This window comes from Plectonema radiosum NIES-515 (assembly GCF_025753815.1).
Lineage (GTDB): Bacteria > Cyanobacteriota > Cyanobacteriia > Cyanobacteriales > Nostocaceae > Hassallia > Hassallia radiosum_A.
Genome location: NZ_JAOWRF010000386.1, coordinates 51,802 through 70,475, shown reverse-complemented (window position 1 = coordinate 70,475; position 18,674 = coordinate 51,802). Strand labels below are relative to the sequence as shown.

Annotated in this window: 10 protein-coding genes; 9 read left to right on the top strand and 1 reads right to left on the bottom strand. The window is 41.2% G+C overall.

Going from position 1 to position 18,674, the window contains the following annotated elements:
- Window positions 1-169 precede the first annotated feature (169 nt).
- The 6 genes from OGM63_RS27105 to OGM63_RS27080 all read left to right on the top strand — a co-directional run bounded on the left by OGM63_RS27105 (window position 170) and on the right by OGM63_RS27080 (window position 14,809).
- Window positions 170-7,732: a putative Ig domain-containing protein gene (locus OGM63_RS27105; protein ID WP_263748823.1), complete on the top strand. Its 7,563-nt coding sequence runs from the start codon at window positions 170-172 to the stop codon at window positions 7,730-7,732.
- Window positions 7,733-7,752: 20 nt separating this feature from the next.
- On the top strand, window positions 7,753-8,385 hold the full coding sequence (locus OGM63_RS27100) for a DUF416 family protein (protein ID WP_263748822.1): 633 nt from the start codon (window positions 7,753-7,755) through the stop codon (window positions 8,383-8,385).
- 76 nt (window positions 8,386-8,461) lie between these two features.
- Window positions 8,462-9,163, top strand: a complete 702-nt coding sequence (locus tag OGM63_RS27095; protein WP_263748821.1) for a hypothetical protein — start codon at window positions 8,462-8,464, stop codon at window positions 9,161-9,163.
- A gap of 118 nt (window positions 9,164-9,281) precedes the next feature.
- Window positions 9,282-9,962, top strand: coding sequence for an iron-sulfur binding domain-containing protein (locus OGM63_RS27090; RefSeq protein ID WP_263748820.1), 681 nt, complete (start codon window positions 9,282-9,284; stop codon window positions 9,960-9,962).
- Window positions 9,963-14,495: a TreTu family toxin gene (locus OGM63_RS27085; protein WP_318528554.1), complete on the top strand. Its 4,533-nt coding sequence runs from the start codon at window positions 9,963-9,965 to the stop codon at window positions 14,493-14,495. It abuts the gene before it with no gap.
- Between the two features lie 17 nt (window positions 14,496-14,512).
- The gene (locus tag OGM63_RS27080; RefSeq protein ID WP_263748819.1) at window positions 14,513-14,809 is read left to right on the top strand and encodes an immunity protein TriTu family protein; all 297 of its coding nucleotides are present in this window, start codon (window positions 14,513-14,515) and stop codon (window positions 14,807-14,809) included.
- 246 nt (window positions 14,810-15,055) lie between these two features.
- Here the strand turns inward: OGM63_RS27080 and OGM63_RS27075 are convergent, their stop codons facing one another.
- Window positions 15,056-15,571 (bottom strand): O-acetyl-ADP-ribose deacetylase, encoded by a 516-nt coding sequence (locus OGM63_RS27075; RefSeq protein ID WP_263748818.1) that lies wholly within the window; start codon window positions 15,569-15,571, stop codon window positions 15,056-15,058.
- A 310-nt stretch (window positions 15,572-15,881) separates the two neighbouring features.
- Between OGM63_RS27075 and OGM63_RS27070 the strand changes: the two genes are divergently transcribed.
- The 3 genes from OGM63_RS27070 (at window position 15,882) to OGM63_RS27060 (ending at window position 18,642) form a co-directional block, all read left to right on the top strand.
- Window positions 15,882-17,609 carry a polymorphic toxin-type HINT domain-containing protein gene (locus tag OGM63_RS27070; RefSeq protein WP_263748817.1) on the top strand — a complete coding sequence of 576 codons (1,728 nt, stop codon included), beginning with the start codon at window positions 15,882-15,884 and terminating at the stop codon, window positions 17,607-17,609.
- Window positions 17,610-17,626: 17 nt separating this feature from the next.
- A complete protein-coding gene (locus tag OGM63_RS27065; protein WP_263748816.1) occupies window positions 17,627-18,091 on the top strand; it encodes a hypothetical protein in 465 nt (154 codons plus the stop codon).
- A 257-nt stretch (window positions 18,092-18,348) separates the two neighbouring features.
- Window positions 18,349-18,642 (top strand): Hint domain-containing protein, encoded by a 294-nt coding sequence (locus tag OGM63_RS27060; protein WP_263748815.1) that lies wholly within the window; start codon window positions 18,349-18,351, stop codon window positions 18,640-18,642.
- Window positions 18,643-18,674 lie beyond the last annotated feature (32 nt).

The window sequence follows — 18,674 nt, the reverse complement described above, 5'->3', positions numbered from 1 at the left end:
CTTAGCTGGTATTGGTAAAGTCAGCGAACCAATTAATGTTGACCCAGTATTTGTTACCACACCAGATAAGTTCAAGGTAAGAGCTGGAGAAAACTTAATTTACCGTGCGATCGCAACTGATGGCAATGCTGACTCATTAAATTATGACTTAATACTGGCACCACCCGGTATGACTGTAGATAAAACCACAGGTACAGTCGTTTGGTCTCCCAGTAAGCAAATTATCGAACAGTATTATGCAGAACTAAAAGCAGAAAGAGAACGTCTCACTGCACTTGGTCGGGGAGAGTTTGCACGTAACACCGTTGAATTAAATGTTGGGTTGCGGGTACGTGACGGCAAAGGTGGACAAGCACTGCAATATATCAATGTCGAACTACTTCCTGATAATATTGCACCCGTATTCACATCGGTGTCTAAAAATAATAAAGCGCAGGTAGATAAAACTTTCCGTTACCAAGCAACTGCGCTAAATACTGATGGCGATGTCCTAGTTTATTCTAAAGGGGATAGGGCACTTGATGGTCTATCCGTTACTAACACTGGTTTAGTTACCTGGACTCCCAATAGCACCCAACAAGAGCTACAAGAATTTACCATCAAAGTAACTGATGGTAAGGGTGGAGAAGCGTTACAACGAGTAAGTGTAGTAGTTGGCATCAACTTACCAAACACCGCACCTGACATTACCTCTACTCCCCGTACTGTTGTTAGACTTGGTAACACCTACTTCTACAAAGTCGAAGCAAACGATGTTGATGGTGATGCACTTACATACAGTTTGGCTAGCAAACCAACTGGTATGGAAATTACCCAAGATGGTTTTATATCTTGGACACCCACCGCAGCACAATTTGGTAATTACACACTCAGTGTAGATGTCTCTGATGGTACTTTAACCACCACCCAAGACTTTACACTCAACGTCACCAATTTTGCTCCAAATTACGCACCAACTATCACATCAACTCCCAACTTAATTACCAATTTAGAACGAACATACGAGTATAACTTAATAGGTACTGACCCTGATAATGACTTGTTGCTGTGGAGTATTGATAGCGCACCTGAAGCTATGGTAATTGATGCAACAACTGGGGCATTGAGATGGCAACCGTCAGCGACACAAATTGGTGAACATACAGTAGCAGTCAAATTAACCGATGCTTACGGTGCTTATACTGGTCAAGAATTCACTCTCACAGTACGTGGAATTAATACACCACCTGCGATTGTTTCTAATCCTGTAACAAGTGCTGCTCAAAATCAAGTTTATACTTATAACGTTGTTGCCACTGACATCGAAAACGATGGAGTTACCTATAGTTTAGGTCGTCGTCCAGTGGGAATGACTATTTCGGATGAGGGTAAAGTTGAGTGGAAACCAACTTCGAGTCAAATTGGTTCGCAAACAGTTGAGGTGATAGCACGCGATAGTCAGGGTGCCACTTCGACACAAAGCTTTACTATTGAGGTGGGTACGACTGCGATAAATAATGCCCCCAGTATCACTTCGACACCCAAGTTTGTTGCATCGGTTGGTAGTCCTTATCAGTATCAAGTTGTTGCAACTGACCCAGATACTGGTGATACTTTAACTTATCAAATATTATCCAAACCATCGGGTGTCGATGTTCAAATTAACCCCACCACTGGTTTATTAACTTGGGCAAGTCCTGCTGCTGGACAATATCAAATCGTAGTTGGTGCTGTTGATAGTTTTGGATTGGGTGCCGCACAAAGATTTACCCTCACCGCACGCAGCAATAATGCTCCGGTAATTAATTCGACTGCTGTGACGAATGCGACTCCTGGGGCTGCGTATAGTTATGATGTTAAAGCAACTGATGCTGATGGCGATCGCATAACCTACACCCTCGACCAATCATCCCGCGATAAGGGCATAACGATTGATAGCTTGGGTAGGTTGCGTTGGAATCCTGCCATCAGTAATGTGGGTAGTCATAATGTTGTAATTAATGTTGCCGATGGCAATAGTGGTAGTAACTCTCAGGCATATAATTTGGTGGTTGCAGCAGACACAATTGCCCCCAAAGTTAGCTTGATTGCTCTCAACGATACAGTCAATTTGGGTGAAACTATTACCTTCCAGGCACGGGCTACTGACAATATTAAGGTGGCAGGGTTGCAATTGTTGGTAAATGGTACGAACGTAGTCTTGGATGCAAACGGAATAAGTACGGTTAAGGCAACTACTGCCGGAACAGTGAGGGCTATTGCCAAAGCTACCGACACTGCGGGTAATATTGGGCAAGCAACATTCGATGTGGTCGTAATTGACCCAAGCGATGTGAATCCGCCAACTGTTAGCCTTGACTTGTCAGCAATTGGTGATGGATTTATTAAAGCACCGACTGATATTCGAGGTACTATTGCTGATGACACGGGGATTAAATCCTATAAATTAATCGCTACACCTATTGATGGTGGCGAATCGAGGCTAATATTCTCGGTTGATAAGTCGAATCAAAATATTAAGAATATTAACGGTGTATTGGGTAAATTTGACCCATCGTTGTTGCAAAACGATTCTTATGTCCTGCGTCTAGAAGTTGAAGATGTTGGTGGTCACATTTCATACACTGAGCAAACTGTTGATGTTGCGGGTGATTTGAAATTAGGTAACTTCCGGTTATCGTTTACCGACCTAACTGTACCTGTAACAGGTATACCAATAACGCTAACTCGTACTTACGATACGTTGACGAGTGGGACTACCGATGACTTTGGTTATGGTTGGAGGATGGAGTTTAGGGATACCGACTTGCGTACCAGCGTTGGTAAACCCAGTGAAGAAGATGAAATTTTGGGATACCAACGTGCATTTAAGGATGGAACGAAGGTTTATATTACCCTGCCTGGTGGGAAGCGGGAAGCATTTACCTTTAAGCCTACTCCAGACAGGATATTTAAGATTGCTGCTGGTTTCGCAGGTTTTAACGATTCTCTCGTTTATAATCCCTCGTTTGTAGGTGATAAAGGTGTAACTAGTACACTGACTGTAAAAGATGCAAGGATTCTTCGTCGGGCTGATAGTAGTGAGTATGTAGGTTTGAATGCTGGTTTACCATATAATCCAGCAGACGTTAATTTTGGTGGTATCTACGTATTAACCACTAAGGAAGGAACTGTTTATGAAATTGATGCTGCAACTGGTGATTTGTTAACCGTTACAGATACTTTCGGCAATAAGCTTACCTATACTGATGCAGAAATTTCGAGTTCGACGGGTCAGAAAATTACGTTTGCAAGGGATACTCAAAACCGAATTACTGCGGTTTCTGACCCTATGGGTTATTTCATAAAGTACGGTTACGACGACAAAGGTAATTTAATTAGCGTTACCGATCGTGAGAATAATGTAACGAAGATGGAGTATAACCAAGAGCGTTCTCATTACCTTGACAAAATCATTGACCCACTAGGCAGAACTGGGGTAAGGAATGAGTATGGTGAAGATGGTCGATTGAAGAAAATCGTTGATGTCAACGGTAAACCCGTAGAGATGACCTATGACCCTGACGCTTTGGAACAAAAAGTTACCGACCAGTTAGGTTATGTTACTACCTATGTTTACGATGCTCGCGGTAATGTTGTCACTGAAATCGATGCTGAAGGACAAATTACTAAACGCAAGTTTAACGATGACAACTATATCCTAGAAAAAACAGTTATTTCAGACCGCTCCGGAGCCGCTGGTTTTACCAAGAAATATAGCTACGACAACTTTGGTAATATGCTGACGGAGGAAGACCCTCTAGGTAACGTCACTTATTATACGTATAGTCAGTACAGTCGGCTTTTAAATGAGGTAGATCCTTTGGGGAATACTAGCACTTACACTTATTCTCCCAAAGGCAAATTACGGTCAATGACCGACGCATCTGGAAATGTTACTAAGTATAATTATGATTTGAAGGGGAATGTAACTGAAATAGTCGATGTCAATGGCAATAAAACAGGGTTTAGATATGATGCGATTGGTAATATCGCTAGTGCAATAGACGCTAATGGTAATGAAATTATCTACACTTATGATGCTAATGGCAAGCGTTTGAGCGAAACTCAAAATGTCACGACATTTAGAGGAATACAGCAGATAATAACCAATTTTACTTACGACCGAGAAGGCCGGGTTACATCGGTTAAAGACCCAGAAAATAATATTACAAAATACGAATACGATGACAATGGCAACCAGACAGCCATTATCAACGCTCGACAGAATAAAACCGAATATCGTTACGACGAAAAAGGTCAGCTAGTTGAAATAATATACCCTGACAATACGCCAAACAACCCTCTTGATAATGCTCGAACAATTACTATTTATGATGAAGGGGGTCGGAGTCGAGCAACCATTGACCAAAATGGAAAAGTTACCCATTATGAATACGATGCATTAGGGAGGGTAACTGGAATTATTTATCCATCGTCAACAGAAAATACTCTTGCACAATTAATTGCTGCTGTTGCACCTGGTCAAACATTTGATTCAATAGATTGGACTAAAATTGTATATCCTAAAGAGACACCAGCTTACTTAATAAATCTCCCCAAAACTAGTACTGAATATTATCAAGATGGTCTGGTTAAAGCAGAAATTGACGAACGTGGTAATCGTACAGAGTACCGTTACAATTCTCTCGGTCAATTGATAGAAACTATTTATCCCGACCGGACTCCACAAGACCTATCTGATAATCCCAGAACTCGTAGCGAATACGACTCTTCAAGAAGGCTAATTAGCAAAACTGATGCTTTAGGACGCACCACTAGTTTCGTCTACGACCAATTGGGTCGTTTAAACGAGACAAAGTACAGTGATGGTACTTCTGCAACTACAACTTTTGATGCTTTAGGTCGTGTAATAGGTCGTACTGATCGCGCCGGACGAACGACCCAATACAAATACAATAGTGTTGGCAGGCTGATAGAGACTATTTATCCAGACGATACGCTTGGTAGCGATGGAGATAATCCCAAAACTCGTAATGAATACGACGAAATCGGGCGTAAAATAGCCTTTATTGATGAGCGGGGGAATCGCACCGAATACGAATACGATAAAGCAGGTCGTCAAACTGTCATTCGCGATGCTCTTCGTAACGAGACTACTTATACCTATGATTTCGCAGGAAATCAATTAACAAAAACGGATGCCCTCAATCACACAACAACCTATGTGTATGATGAGCGAGAACGACTTGTAAAAACTCAATTTGCTGACCTCACCTATACGACCACCGTTTACGACGATAATAGTCAAGTTATTGCCAAAACTGACCAGAATAATCAAACGACACAGTATGAGTATGATTCACGAGGACGATTAACCGATGTAGTAGATGCAAGACAACAAAGAACAGAATATGGCTATGATTTAACTGGCAATTTAGTCAGTACAAAAGATGCTAATGGTCATATTACAACTTACGAATATGACGAACGTAATCGCCGCGTAGCCACGGTATTACCTTTATTGCAACGTTCGCAAACGACCTACGATGCTGTCGGAAATGTTGTTAGCAAAAAAGACTTCAACCAAAATACGATCGCTTACAGATACGATAGCAATAATCGCCTTATTGCCAAAGAATTTATTGATGGTACATCAGTCAGTTACACGTACACCAAAACTGGGCAAGTCGAAACGGTTACAGATAGTCGAGGAGTCACAACTTACAAATACGACAAGCGCGATCGCTTAATTTCTCGTACAGACCCTTCGGGAGTGCATTTGAACACTGGGGCAACGATTGAGTATGAATATGATGCTACTGGAAATCGTATTGCAGTTAAAACCAAAGCTAGGACAACAAGCCATACCTATGATGAATTAAATCGTCTCAAAACCGTAACTCAAAATACAGATACGACGACTTACTTTTATGATGCGGTTGGCAATCTTTGGCATACCAAACTATCTAATAATATTGTCGAAACTCGTCAATACGACCAGTTGAATCGCTTAATCTCTCTGAAAAATGCTTTAACTAACCCCGTATCTTGGGAAGAAACTGTTATTTCCAGCTACGATTACACTCTCAATCCCGTAGGTTATCGTCTCGAAGTCGAAGAACACAATGGACGAAAAGTTAAGTATGAATACGATGAATTGTATCGTCTCAAGAGCGAAAAAATAACTGACCCCTCTGACTCTACAAACAATGGTCGTACCATTAGCTATACATACGATAATGTTGGCAACCGCCTAACTCGTAATGACTCAAATGAAGGGCTAACAACATACTATTACAACAATAACGACTGGCTGCTGAACGAAACACAGCTTAAAAACGGTGAGACTGTCTATACCTACAATTACACCTATGACAATAACGGTAATACGATTTCTCGTGCTAAAAATGGCAATAACGAAATAATTAACATCTGGGACTTTGAAAACCGTTTAATAAGTGTTAACAATTCTCTTGATGGCAAGCAAGTTAATTATGTCTACGACGCTAACGGTGTTCGAGTTAGCTCGAAAGTTGATGGCATTACTACAAACTATCTCGTCGATACCAATTTACCTCATGCCCAGGTTCTAGCAGAATACGACGAGCGCGGTAATTTAAAAACGGAATACCTCGTAGGGCATGATTTAATTTCCCAAACTAAAGAAGGACTGTTGTCCGTCTTTCTAGTAGATGGGTTAGGTAGTACGCGGGTTTTGACTGATGGACAAGGAAGAGTTACTGATACCTATACTTATGATGCATTTGGCAAGTTAATTGGTAGCAGTGGCAGTACAGACAATAACTACCTGTTTACTGGGGAGCAGTACGATAAGGATTTAGACCAATACTACTTAAGGCAGCGTTATTACGATGCTAACACTGGTAGGTTTACGAGACGAGATATTTATGAAGGTCGTCTATCTGAACCATTAACACTGCATAAGTATCTTTATGGAAACGGCAATCCAGTCAATTTAATCGACCCGTCCGGTCTCAGTGCCATATTAGGAATGTCTTCCGACGCAAGTTGGGGCATACCAATTGTAGATGCGATCATTAAAGTCGGGATAGCAGTTCGTGCGCTCGAATTGGGTATCCAGCTTGGCTCTTATATTCCAGAACCCCTTAAGGGCTTTAATGACGGTCCGAGACCTGATGTTTCTGATAATACTGCTCGTAAACCTGAAAAAACGTTAGTATATGGGATTTTAGGCAGGCTTGGAGGCTCTGGGGGCTTTGGTGATGGTCCTCAACCTCAAGTCAGTAATACTGAGACTTTTCCAACTTATCCTTTGAGTCTCAGTGAATTTCTGGAAAACTACATTTATTCCATAAATCTCGATCCAGGAATCGATCCAGAAGATCGCATATTGGATCAAGAGGCTAAAAATATCGCTCAAAAAATTTATGATCCCATAGCTCAAAAACAGAGAACAATTGCTGTAGGGCGACTCCAAGGTTCGGGAGCAAAAGTTGTAGCTAACTCTTTTGGAGAATTTACAGACTACCAAGAAACTTTGCTTACAGAAGATGGGTATATTGTATATGAAGAATCTAGAAATAGCTATGCAAGCCCAGATAACCACGCCGAAAGACGTTTAATCAGACGGCAAAATGCTACTGGAGAAGCTTTTGAAGCAATTGGAGTAAGTCATCCTAATGGTATTTGTTCCTCTTGTTGGGTAGATATGCAAGCGAATAATATTAGAAGGGGTAGTAAATTGAAACCAGATAAACCAAGTAAATAGTAAAGGAAGTGAAAGGATAAATGAACTTGTATTTTTTTGATATAGATTCTCTAGAACAGGAGCTTAAGCAACTTCCTCCCTTTCACAGAGTAGCTTTCGCAGCTTCTATATGTGAAAGGATGCTTCCTAATTACAATGCTTTTTCGCAAATGGAGAATTGGGGTGATCCATCTGTACCTAGAAAGGCACTAGATGCTATTTGGCAAGCCTTACAAAGAAAATCAGCAGATGAAATCCAAATTCTTCAATTAGCTGAAGACTGTGTTCGTGAAAATGTCTGCCCAGACTCAGATGATTTTTTTGATTCTTACTATCTTCTTGAAGCTCAAGAGGCTCTTTTTGCAATCCATGCTATTTTGCACGCTTATCTAAATCCGACTTCGATGAAATTTATTGTTCAAGTTGTTAAAGGTGCTAGATTTAACACTATTGAGCTATTTATTCGTGCAAGAGATAAGTCTTTCAATGCAAACCAGTATAGAGATAAAAAAGAGAGACTAGAGGCTATTAGCAATCATTTATTAGCTAAACGAGAAATATCAAAAGAAAATGAGGATTTACAACTATTAAAAGAGGTTGATCATCTGAAATATAATTCCCTAGAATCATTACGCACTTCAAATAGTGGGAGAAGTTTAATTGATGTGAACTAAACTGAAAATTAAAATATTTTCAAAAATTATAGTAGCGAGTTAAGCTTTTATTATTTTACATACTTAGCATTCATTTATGATACCGAAACTAGAATTTGAAGAAATTGCTACCGTTCTCATCGCTAATAATCATAATCTTACTATTCCATCCCTGGATTTTCTTCAATCTAGTGGCGTTATTCCATCAGATTGGAAGCTAGTAAAAACTCCTGTCATAAATTCTCAGATGACTGAAGTTGAATTTACCAACGACATAATTATTTCAGTTAACTTAAATAAAGTAATCTTCTCACAAACTATAGAACCCAAAGCACCAAATAATTTGCAAATACTAACACTAGTCCATAAGTATATTGCAGCCCTACCTAATATTAATTACCAGAGCATAGAAATTAACCCTAGTTGTTTTTTTACTTTTGACAATGACGGAGAAACAGAAATTAATCATTACATTGTTACTAAGTTATTGTCTCCTAGAAATTGGCATGAGTTGAGCAATAAACCAGTCAAGGCTACACTCAATTTAGCTTATACACTCGAACGGGGTGAATTTAACTTAAAAATCGATGATGTTCAATTGCGACAACCCAACAACACACCTCAGTCTGGTGTGTTATTTTCTGGTAATTTCCCCTATGAAATTAACGAAGACACATCCCTAGAACAGCAACAACATTTGTATCAACTGTTAGATAATTGGCAACATGACTTAAACACTTTTCGGGAAATAGTCAACCAAAGATTTTTGAATAGAGATGAGCATAGCTCAGTCTTATAGTCCTGGGTAAACAATATTATGGTTCTTCAGTACTTGTTATGCCAAATTATTAGCAATAACTATGAAATAGTGTTAAAAAATGTATCAGAAACCGTTATTGATAGTCGAGGAGAACATCGTGGACAATGTTGAAGAAGGCAAGATAGAGTGGTTTCGTTGCAAACTTAGGGCTTGGGCTTTTCAGTACTTGCGGGATTTTCCTTGGCGGCGGACAACAGAACCGTATGCAATCTTTATCGCCGAATTTTTACTGCAAAAGACCGAAGCTTCTAGAGCATCTCCAATTTTTGAGGCTTTTATCTCTCGATACCCTACCCTAAACGCTCTTGGGATAGCGCAATTAGAAGAAGTTGCAAATATATTGCAACCTCTAGGTCTTTTCTTCCGCACGCAACGCCTATGCCAATGCGTGGGAATCATCGTCGAACAATATCAAGGCAAAATCCCCGACACGGAAACCCAATTACTCGCTTTGCCAGGAGTTGGTAAGTACACGGCGCGTTCAATCTGTACTAATGCTTTCGGACAGTCTCTAGCAGTACTGGATACTAACGTTGCTCGCATATTGGAAAGATTCTTCGGATTGCAGGGAAATCGGGTGAAGTCACGTTGCAAAATGCTCTGGAAGGCAGCAGAAAAAGTTGCTCCCGATACAGAAGTCGGGAAGTGGAATCTGACGCTGCTTGATTTTGGCGCGGCAGTCTGTACGGCTAGGAACCCTCACTGTGGGGAATGTCCTTTGCAAGAAAAATGTATTTATAAATTCCAATTCGATAAGAACAAACGAACCTCCCTATGAATCCAGCAGGTAAAAGTCAAAGTACACTTAGCCTTTCAAGCTTCCGAACTGAATGCACTTCTTAAAAACTCATGTTTTAAGTTATTCCACTACGACTCTCGCGGTAACATTCTGACTGAAATTGATGCAAAAAGCGGCGCTATTACCCGTACCTATGATGATGACAATAACCTGCTAAGTGAAACTGATGCAGATGGTGTTACCAACAAGTACACCTACGACAACAAACGTAACCTACTGACAATCGAAGACGAAAACGGTAACGTCACCCGCATGAGCTATGACGATCGCGGTCGTGCAACAACAATAGTCTCACCAACGGGTCTAACAACTACCGCCAAATACGATCGCCGTGGGAATTTGATTGAAAGCGTTGATGCGGATGGTCTAAAAACAACTTACACCTACTCAGAACGCGGTCAACTGCGCTTAATGACCGCACCTGATGGTCAAGTCACGGAGTACGACTACGACCGTTTTGGCAATCCCAACCGCATGGTTGACAGCCGAGGAAACGAGGTTAAAGCCGATTATGACTCCAATGGCAGAATCGATAACGCCACAACTAGCTTTAACCTCAACGGTACTAGCTACACATTAGCGATGGAGTACGACTACGACGACAATGGTCGGACAATTGCTAGCAGAACCTCCCAAGGCAACAGTCAATCAATGACTTACGATGCACTGGGACGCGTCAAGTCGATGACGGATGTATTTGGGAATGTTACATCCTACCGCTACGACTTACAAGGAACCTCGCAGCAAAATAGCAATAATTCAACTACACCTGGTTCCGTCGTCACTCGCATCGATGAAATCACCCAACCAGATACTACACCAAACGACTTATTCGACAACCCCAAGGTCATCAAGAAGTACGACCAAGCCAATAACCTGATTGCCGAAATATCGCCAACAGGGTTAGAAACCCGCTATGTCTACGATGAATTGGGTCGAAGAGTACAAACAATTATACCAGACTTAACGCCCTTGAATTGGGATGATAACCCAAGAGTTTCGGCTGAATATTCAGCCGCAAGTCGAATTAAAGCTCAAACGGATATTTTCGGCAATCGAGAGGAGTATTTCTACAACGACATCGGTCAACTGATTCGCTCGAAGGATATTCTCAGTAATGAGACCACCTACACCTACAACTTTGGTGGACAAATTGAATCGGTAACTGACCCCCGTCAGCGCAAAACGCAATATGTCTATGATGATAAAGCACGGATATCTGAAGCGATTTTCTTTGATAAATCCCGGTATAAGCTGACCTACGACCAACTGGGACGAGTTAAAACCGAGATAAACGAACTCAACCAAACCACAACTTACGAATATGACGCTTATAGCCAGGTCAAAGCAGTTATTAATGCCCTGAACGATCGCACAGAGTTTGAATACGACCAGAGACGCAACTTAATTAAAGTTACCGATGCACTCAGTCATTCTACTCGCTACAAGTATGATGAGTATGCGCGTCAGGTCGAAACTACCTTCGCGTCGGGCGACAAAATGTCGATGGCTTACGACCAGTTCAGCCGTCTTCATAGCGTCACGGATGAAAATTTAAATACCACCAAATATACTTACAACAACCTCAGCCAACTCACCGAAGTTGAGCAAGCAAATCAGGCAAAGACAAAATATACTTACGACAATTTAGCTCGGCTGACTGAGATTAAGGACGCTAACCAAAACGTCACCAAGTTTGAATACGATGCCTTTTATCGTCCAAGGGCAACGATTCTGCCGATGGGACAGCGCAATCAAACCATCTACGATAAATTTGGGCAAGTTGTTAGCGAAAAAGATTTTAATAGTGACACAATTAACTACACCTACGACAAATACGGTCGCTTAGACCGCAAAACCTTTACAGACTCTAGAATCGCGACGGTTTCCTACACCTACGACCCAGTTACATCGCTTTTATTGACGGTGAATGATGGACGCGGTGTAACGCAATATTCCTACGACCAGCGCGATCGCTTAAAAACAATCACCATGCCGGATTTGAAAACCGTCGGCTATGGCTATGACTTGTTAAACAATATTACATCACTAACGACCCAAGCCGGAACAACAACTTACGGTTACGACAAGCTAAATCGCTTGGATACCGTTAAAGATGGCGATCGCACTCTAGCAGATTACGATTACGACAAATTAGGGAATCTCACCCAAACGAAGTTTGCCAATGGTTCTGTTGAATCGCGGCAATATGATACACGCGATCGCTTAACGCAGGTAACAACGAAAAATTTCACTGGTACAATATTCTCCGACTTTAAATACACCCTCGATGCAGTAGGCAATCGCAAGCGGGTAGAAGAATATTCAGGTCGCACTGTTGATTATACCTACGATTCACTCTATCGGCTAACCGAAGAAAAGATTACCGATGCAGCGGTGGGGAACCGAACAATTGGCTACTCTTATGACAAAGTTGGCAATCGCTTAAGCAAAACCGATACGCTTTCAGGGTTAACTAGCTACACGTATGACCGCAACAACCGTCTTAAGGATACAACCCAAGGGACGAAGGTAACAAACTTTACCTACGATAATAACGGTTCGCTCAAGCGTCGGTCGGATGGCACTCAAACTGTTACCTACGACTGGATTAATGACGGGGAGAACCGCTTAATTGGGATAACTAGTTCCTCTACATCAGGTACATCTCAACAACGGTATATTTACGATGCTTTTGGTAACAGAGTTGCTAGCATTAGCGATGGTGTAAGAACTAACTACCTGTCGGCGCCAATTTGGGATTTGCCGGAAGTGTTGATGGAGTATGGCGCTAGCGGACAAGTTACGGCTGATTATACTCAGGGTGTGGGATTGGTTAGGTCCATTCGTGATGGCAAGGAAGGATTCTACCACACCGATGGGCTGGGTTCAACTAGGGTAATTACGGATACCGTAGGCTTGATAACTGACCGCTACACTTATGATGCCTTTGGGGTGTTGCTCAATACTACTGGTACTTTTGGTAATTCCTTCCAGTTTGCAGGAGAACAACGGGATAGTTCAACTGGGTTGGATTATCTGCGAGCTAGGTATTACGATCCGAACTTAGGTAGATTTATCTCGAAGGATGCTTATGCAGGTACTTTAAATGACCCCTACAGCCAGCATGATTATCAGTATGCTCATGCTAATCCGGTAAGGTATACCGACCCAACTGGCTATTTTACCTTGCAAGATGTATCGGCAGCTTTGACCATAGTAGGGATTATGGCAACGTTTGGAGGTGTAGGTGCAGGGGCTGGATATATAGCTGGTGCTGCGGCAACTGGTGCGAGTGGTGAAGAAATTCTGGGTATGTTTGGTGAATGGGGTGCGGGTTTTGCTAGTGGTGTATCGGGTGGTTTCTTAACCGATGTGTATGAGGCAACTACTGGTCAGAAGATTGAACCCAAACATGCCATGCTGTACAACGCTGGTAATGTTACTGGGATTGGGGTTTCATTCTTGACAGGAATGCAGGCTGCTACTTGGGCTAAGACTTCTATTGGTCCGTTGAGATGGGTGGCTAAAGCACAGGATGCTCTTGATGTTTATGATGCGGCTAAGGCTACTTATAGTCTTTACCAGAGCTACCAAGATAACGGGAAGTTTGAACGAGAAGATGCTTGGAACCTGTTGGCTTATGTGCCTTTTGCTGGGTCATTATTTGGTGTCAAGAAGTTCTTTGCTGCTAATAAAGCGATTAAGGGTAGTGCTGAGTCTACTGATGGTTTGCTGGCAACTAAAAATACAGTAACTCAAATCGGGAATTGCTTTGTCGCAGGTACAGAAATTCTTACTACCGAGGGTATAAAGAATATTGAGGATATTAAGGTTGGGGATTGGGTGATTGCAGATGACCCAACTACTCCAGGGGAAATTGAAGCACGTCAGGTATTAGATACTTTTGTTAGGGAAACTACTGCGCTGGTTGACTTGTATGTTGATGGGGAGGTTATTTCTACTACGGGTGAGCATCCTTTCTGGACACCTGATAAGGGATGGGTGGAAGCGAAGGATCTCCATGTTGGAAGTTTGTTGCAGACTGAAGATGGAAGGGTTATTGATGTTGATAGGGTTGAGAAGCGCTCCGGACAGTTTGAGGTTTATAACTTTAAGGTTGAAGGCTGGCACACTTACTTTGTCTCGGATTTGGGGATTCTTGTTCATAATGCTGATTGTGATCCAGGTACGGTAAAGGTAGGTCGTTGGATGAGTCCTGATGAGCTTGCAAAAATGCAGCAGACTGGTATAGTCCAAGAGAGTTACACCGGTACCACACATGTTGCATTTCCTAGCAATCCTGAAGCATTCATGAGTCAAGCAAAGCCTGGTGCTTTATACGTGGAGTTTGATGTACCTGCATCTGCCATAAGACAAACAAACGAAGGATGGGCAAGCATCAAGGGTCCCAATAGTCTAGATGGAAGACTTGCAGCTAAAAAAGGTTTCCCAAGTCCTGAAATGCCTGCCGCAACAGATATAACCCATAGAGCAACAAAGTTACCTTAAGGAGTTTATTTAGAATTATGCTATCTCACTTTGAACGTTGGATTCAGGAGAAATATCAGGACATTGAGAAAATGGGCTACAAAGCAGAGGTGATAAAATCTCCATCTGATATTAATGAACCAAGTATACGCTTGGATTTAGATTCTGATGATTATATTGCTCGAATAACTTTGTGGGAATCTGGAGAATCTCATTTAGAAATTATTGATGTTCTTTCAGAGAACATGGTGTTTGATGAATACTTAATGATTGATGTAAATATGAAACTTAGTGAGGCTTTTGAAAAATTCTTCAATAGGTTAAGACAGCAATAACTATAACTTTTTTATCTCTAAGAAGATGCATATCATTCACAGAAAATAAATACTTACGAAAGGATAACTAAGACGAAGTTCCTTGAAGTCAAGTATTTGGCAAACTCTATTGCAGTAGCAATTCTAAATTCAAAAAAAATAGGATGTTTTGCACTTTCCATCGAGCACGTCCAGCCGCAACAATTTCGGCTACATTATCCGCCCGAATTTCATGTCAGGCAATAAAAGCCTACTTTTAGGCAAAAGTTAAGATATATAATATATCCTTTCAGATAAAATTTTTGTATAAATTTCATAATTTTCTTGATCATAGCAGCAAAAAATTACTCTTTGAGGGCGACCATTCTTTTGTAATTGTTCCTCGCATATTTTCACTGCAACTTCAGCTGCTAGAATCTTAGGATATTTATAAATGCCAGTACTAATACAAGGGAATGCCAAAGTATTAAATTCTTTATCTGCGGCAATTTGCATACACTTGTAGTAACACTGAGCTAGAAGTTCGGGTTCTTTATTATTACCTCCTCGCCATACTGGCCCCACCGTATGAATGATAAAACTTGCAGGTAAGCGATATCCTTTGGTGAGCTTGGCATCGCCAATCTTGCATCCTCTAAGTGACCTACATTCATCAACAAGCTCTGATCCAGCTGCTCTGTGTATCGCTCCATCTACTCCACTACCTCCAAGTAGACTTGTATTTGCAGCATTTACGATTGCATCAACTTCTAGCTTTGTAATATTACCCAAAATAACTTCCATAAAACTTGAGTTATGCTAAAAAATGGATAAAGTCGAGTTAAGGAGCAATATAAAAACTAACTAAACTCTTATGGGATGAGCCATAACACTTAAAAAACGAGCAATCTAATTCAAATGTAACATCATAACTAGCCAGACAATTAACTACGATTGGATTAATGACGGGGAAAATCGCCTAATTGGGGTCAATAGTGGTACATCTCAACAACAGTATATTTACGATGCTTTTGGTAGTCGGGTAGCAACAATTGCGGATGGTGTTAGAACCAATTACTTAACGGCACCAATTTGGGATTTACCCGAAGTGCTGATGGAGTATGGCACCAACGGACAAATTACGGCTGATTATACTCAGGGTGTGGGATTGGTTAGGTCGCGTCGTGATGGCAAGGAAGGATTCTACCACACCGATGGACTGGGTTCTACTAGGGTAATTACTGATAATGTTGGTTTGATAACTGACCGCTACACCTACGATGCCTTTGGGGTGTTGTTGAATAGTGATGGGACTTTTGGTAATTCCTTCCAGTTTGCAGGAGAACAAAGGGATAGTTCAACTGGGTTGGATTATCTGCGAGCTAGGTATTATGACCCAAGTTTGGGTAGATTTATCTCAAAGGATGCTTATGCAGGTACTTTAAATGACCCCTACAGCCAGCATGATTATCAGTATGCTCATGCTAATCCGGTAAGGTATACCGACCCAACTGGCTATTTTACCTTGCAAGATGTATCGGCAGCTTTGACCATAGTAGGGATTATGGCAACGTTTGGTGGTATCGGTGCAGGGGCTGGTTACATCACAGGTGCTGCGGCAACTGGTGCGAGTGGTGAAGAAATTCTAGGGATGTTTGGTGAATGGGGAGCGGGTTTTGCTAGTGGTGTATCGGGTGGTTTCTTAACCGATGTGTATGAGGCAACCACTGGTCAGAAGATTTCACCGAAACATGCCATGTTGTACAACGTTGGTAATGTTACGGGCATTGGGGTTTCATTCTTGACAGGAATGCAGGCTGCTACTTGGGCAAAAACTGCGATCGGTCCCTTGAGGTGGGTGGCGGCGGTGAATACTGGGCTTGACGTATATGGCGCAGGTAAAGCTACTTATAACCTTTACCAGAGTTATCAAGATAACGGGAAGTTTGAACGAAAAGATGTTTGGAACTTGTTGGCTTATGTACCTTTTGCTGGGTCATTATTAGGGGTCAAAAAGTTCTTTGCTGCCAATAAAGCAATTAAAGAAGGTGTTGAAGGTGCAGATAATGTCCTGCAATCTACCGGAAAAACAGCTACAGAAGCTGGTAATTGCTTTATCGCAGGTACAGAAATTCTTACTACCGAGGGTATAAAGAATATTGAGGATATTAAGATTGGCGATTGGGTGATTGCTGATGACCCAACTACACCAGGGGATATTGAAGCACGGCAGGTAACAGATACGTTTGTGCGGAAAACTTCGGCGCTGGTTGACTTGTATGTTGATGGAGAGGTGATTTCTACTACAGGGGAACATCCTTTCTGGGTGGCAGATAAGGGATGGGTCGAAGCGAAAAATTTAGAAGTTGGTAGTTTGTTGCAGACGGAAGATGGCAGGGTTATTGATGTTGATCGGATTGAGAAGAGAGCAGGTCAGTTTGAGGTTTATAATTTTAATGTAGAGGGATTTCATACTTATTTTGTATCTGAACTAGGGATTCTAGTTCATAATGTTTGTGTTTACACTACTACAAATAGTAGGGTCAATTTAAATCGCCCTGAAGGTACATACGTTACACGAGAGAATCTTCTAGACCCCCCAACACTATACCGACATATAAGCAGGAATGTGCCACCCACTAGTAAACGAATGGGACAATACTTTCTTGATTTTGTTACTGAAATTGATGTTCCAGAAGAAGCTTTACGTGTCGATCCAGGTGGTAGACCAGGTGTTACAGCGTGGATTCCTTCTAATACAGATGGAGCTAGAATTACTGGAGAATGGAGGGTTACAGAACCAGTGATAGGGGAGCCACCAGTATATACATTACTAGAGTAGTAAGCATATTTACAATCATGAAACAATTAATAGAAAATGTAAAACAAACTATAACGGAAAAAAAGATACTTTGGGCTTATCCAATTGCAAACAAATTACAAAAATATCATTATAGTTTGGCAATCCAATGGGCAATAGAATGTATACAAATATATTCATCCGAGATTAAATCGGACAAACTCTCTCAGCTTAATAAATATATTCAGCAAGCAATGGAAGAGCAAAATGTTTTAACTCCTTCACAGTGTCTTGAGATTAGTGGAGAAATATGGTATCTGCCTGAGAGGGAAGAAATTCAAACTGCCATAGCTCGATTGTGGGGTTCTATCGCAGCTTTTAAAGAAGGAGAAAAGCATGGTGGAATAATGGAAACCACTGCGGCTGTTGAATTAGTATTGCCTGATATATCTGATCGTCGTCTATTAGATCGATATCTCGAAGCTGCTGTAAGAATTTGTGAAGAATACGAATCACAAAACTAGGCGTGTGAGTAGTAGAATCGCATCGATTCTTTTGTTGGTGAAAGCGCAGGAAAACCTCAATATTTAACAAATATATTGTAGTGCCAGAACCCAACATTGCTATTATTTTTTATCAACAAATATTCTTATTTCATCGTATTATCTGCAAATTAGATTAGTAGAATCGCATCAATTTTGTAGCTACTTATAACCTTTACCAAAGCTACCAAGATAACGGTAAGTTTGAACGCTCTGATGCTTGGAACTTGCTGGCTTATGTGCCTTTTGCTGGGTCATTATTTGGTGTCAAGAAGTTCTTTGCTGCTAATAAAGCGATTAAAGGTGGTGTTGAAGGTGCAGATAATGTCCTGCAATCTACCGGAAAAACAGTTACAAAGACGGGTAACTGTTTTGTTGCTGGTACAGAAATTCTGACGACTGAGGGGATTAAGAATATTGAAGATATTCAGGTTGGGGATTGGGTGATTGCAGATGACCCAACTACACCAGGGGAAATTGAAGCACGTCAGGTATTAGATACTTTTGTTAGGTGTAAGAAACTGCAAACATAAACGCTTCAAACTGCAAACAAGCCGCTAACAGA

Bases quoted from the DNA above. Each gene is read 5' to 3' on its own strand.
- OGM63_RS27065 (WP_263748816.1), top strand. From the start codon at position 17,627: ATGAAACAATTAATAGAAAATGTAAAACAAACTATAACGGAAAAAAAG.
- OGM63_RS27080 (WP_263748819.1), top strand. From the start codon at position 14,513: ATGCTATCTCACTTTGAACGTTGGATTCAGGAGAAATATCAGGACATT.
- OGM63_RS27100 (WP_263748822.1), top strand. From the start codon at position 7,753: ATGAACTTGTATTTTTTTGATATAGATTCTCTAGAACAGGAGCTTAAG.
- OGM63_RS27070 (WP_263748817.1), top strand. From the start codon at position 15,882: ATGGAGTATGGCACCAACGGACAAATTACGGCTGATTATACTCAGGGT.
- OGM63_RS27095 (WP_263748821.1), top strand. From the start codon at position 8,462: ATGATACCGAAACTAGAATTTGAAGAAATTGCTACCGTTCTCATCGCT.
- OGM63_RS27075 (WP_263748818.1), bottom strand. From the start codon at position 15,571: ATGGAAGTTATTTTGGGTAATATTACAAAGCTAGAAGTTGATGCAATC.
- OGM63_RS27105 (WP_263748823.1), top strand. From the start codon at position 170: ATGACTGTAGATAAAACCACAGGTACAGTCGTTTGGTCTCCCAGTAAG.